Annotated in this window: 2 protein-coding genes; both read right to left on the bottom strand. The window is 43.2% G+C overall.

The genetic code is table 11. The features are described from left to right. Positions 1-83: 83 nt before the first annotated feature. Positions 84-1,010 carry a 2-oxoadipate dioxygenase/decarboxylase family protein gene (locus tag ACYTXL_RS04450; protein WP_461923662.1) on the bottom strand — a complete coding sequence of 309 codons (927 nt, stop codon included), beginning with the start codon at positions 1,008-1,010 and terminating at the stop codon, positions 84-86. A 206-nt stretch (positions 1,011-1,216) separates the two neighbouring features. Further along, positions 1,217-2,548 (bottom strand): acetyl ornithine aminotransferase family protein, encoded by a 1,332-nt coding sequence (locus tag ACYTXL_RS04445; protein WP_461923661.1) that lies wholly within the window; start codon positions 2,546-2,548, stop codon positions 1,217-1,219. Positions 2,549-2,849: the final 301 nt, after the last annotated feature.

The following is a 2,849-nucleotide window of genomic DNA, read 5'->3' as shown; positions in this document are numbered from 1 at the left end:
GACGCTTACACCCAACAAATTTGGGCAAAATCTTCTTAAGTTGACACCAATGAGCATTGCTGTGCCCCTACCGCGTGGTCTATTTACCTGAAAATGGCTGTAAATAAACGAGTCATTTCAAACAATTGCTGGGCATTACTTCCTAAAAAAGCATCGAAAAGTATTTGCTCTCCAGATTCCACTTCCACAGGATAACGCTGGGCAATTTCATAATAGGCGTAAGTCCAAGGAATCTGAATTTCTGCACCACTATTATCATCTAATAGTGTTACCATTTCTGTTGCTGCTTGAGTTGCAGTTTGCCGCAAACCACAAGCAATATTTCCCTCTATTTCTGCTTTCATTGGTACACCCAGGTTAGCCAAACCAGCGGCAGTAGTCTCAATGTCTGGATATTCTGGAGTGTTCTGGCTGTTGACGTAGCCTGTAAAATGGTTGACAGCATATCCGTGCAGCAACACCCAAGCCCCATACTGAGTAACCTGATTCACTTCCTCGACAACAGAACGCCGAGGAGGTAGCCAAGGGCGGGTGAAGACTTGCTGGAGTTCTTTAGCAATGGTTTCAATATTCCCGTCTTTGTGTAGAAGAGTCAGGGGTGAGGTCAGTTTGTCTGGGATTGAAGATACTGTTTTAGAGATGAGTTGGGCAATATTAATAGGCAATTCATCAACAATCAACTCGCTGATAAACAGCTTGGGTAAGTTAAATTCCTCTTGTTGTGGATGACGATAATAACGGGCATATAAATGGGTTTGAGCAAAATTATACTCTCCAGCCGCCACGTAACCCAAAGCTTCTGCAAGTTGCCCCAGGTAGTCAATTCCCAAATTAACTTTACCCTGTGGACTATCAACTAATAAACGCAAAGACCGAAAGGCGATGTGGTCGTTGGCGACAGTCCCACCCGCAGCAGTAATCATTTGCTGGTAGGTATGCGCATAATTTACCCTGTGGCTGTATTCTTGCCAAAGTAATGAGTAGAGGTGGTGGGCAAGGAGGCGTTTCATAGGAGAATCCTATTTTATTAAATTTTATCAGAGTCATAGGTCTAAAACCCCGTCCTTCTAGTACTTTGTCAAGTTGGTTTTAAGGGTTTGTATTTTGTGGCTCTTGTCTTTATCACCGTTACAAAACTGTACTTCCGACTTCTTTGAATTCAGCTTTACACATACTTGCTTGTAGGAGTTCTTCGCATAGTTACAACGTGCGTTTACTATTCTTTCTCTAGGGTAATTAACAGATTTGTAATAATATTCAAGGCAATTTGAATTTGTTCACTGTCAATAACTAGAGGTGGACAGAAACGAATTGCTGCTTTACCACAACCTAGTAGTAATAAACCGCGTAAAAAAGCTTCTTGGATAATGCGATCGCGCAATTTATAATCAAGATTACCCTGTTCATCCAATAAATCCACCGCTACCATCAAACCTTTACCTCGTGGCGGCGATACTCTGGGAAATCTTTGATGCAACTCGGTAAGACTAGCTTGTAATAATTCTCCCATCTGGGTAGCGTTCTTCATCAAACCACTTTCCAGCAATCGCAGAGTGGCAATACCGGCAGCACAAGCTACGGGATTACCGCCAAATGTGGTGGCGTGAGAACCAGGAGGCCAAGTCATTAACTCTGGTCTGGCAAGTATCGCTCCTAATGGCAGACCACTGGCGATACCTTTAGCTGTAGTAATGATATCAGGCATGACACCCCAATGCTCGATCGCAAATAGGCGACCAGTCCGCCCCATTCCCGCTTGCACTTCATCCACTACCATCAGAATACCGTGGCGATCGCAAATATCCCGAATCCGTTTTAAAAAACCATCTTCGGGAACGATATATCCACCTTCTCCTTGAATTGCTTCAACGACGATCGCCGCTACCTCTGACGGTGGTAAAATTGTGGTAAATAGCTGTTGTTCCAAGTAATCTAAGCTAGCATGAGTCCCGTAGGGAATATGAGTCACCCCAGGAAGCAAAGGTCCAAAATTAGCTCGCTGTACTGTTTTAGAACCAGTGAGAGACATTGCCCCATAGGTGCGTCCGTGAAATGCACCTAAGAAAGCTACAATTAGCGATCGCTTGGTGTAATATCGAGCTAGTTTGATTGCTCCTTCGTTAGATTCTGCCCCGGAATTGGTGAAAAATACTTTTGCGGGAAATCCGGTGTGACTCTGTGGGTGGGGAAAGGGGGCGCGAATCGCTAATTGTTCCGCTAGTTCCACCATCGGTTCATAATAAAAATCTGTCCCCGACATGTGTAGCAGACGTTCCGACTGTTCTTGAATTGCTTTCACGACTTCTGGGTGGGCGTGTCCAGTGGCGGTAACGGCAATACCTGCGGTCATATCCAGAAATACATTGCCATCGACATCTTCCACCATACAGCCCTGGCCGCGAGATGCAACTAAGGGGTAATCGCGGGTATAAGAAGGGGAAGTTACGGCGCGATCGCGTTGTACAATTGCTTGAGCAAGAGGACCAGGTAAGGAAGTTATTAGACGGGGTGTCCGAGGTAAATTTAAGTTAATAGGGATACTTAACATAGTTTTTTCAATTTTTTAAAGATTACTGATGATTAAACCCTAAGATATGATAATTTAAAGTAGCATTTGATTCCATTGCTGTAGAAATTACGCATTTACCGAAAAATTAAAGTAAAGATTTTCGTATTTTGTCAGACTTTGCTCGTTTTTATCACACAACTTCTGCGATCGCGTTATATTATATTTTTTGAAGCAAGGATAAAGCTTCACTATTAGATGGCAGGGTACAAGCTACAGAAGATTTGCAGAAGAAAGTGTATTAAATCCACAGGAGAATTGCTATATGCAAAAATTAATAAAA

The organism is Nostoc sp., from assembly GCF_054880495.1.
The sequence above is the reverse complement of the archived record's forward strand: the minus strand, read 5'-3'. Positions and strand labels throughout refer to the sequence as shown.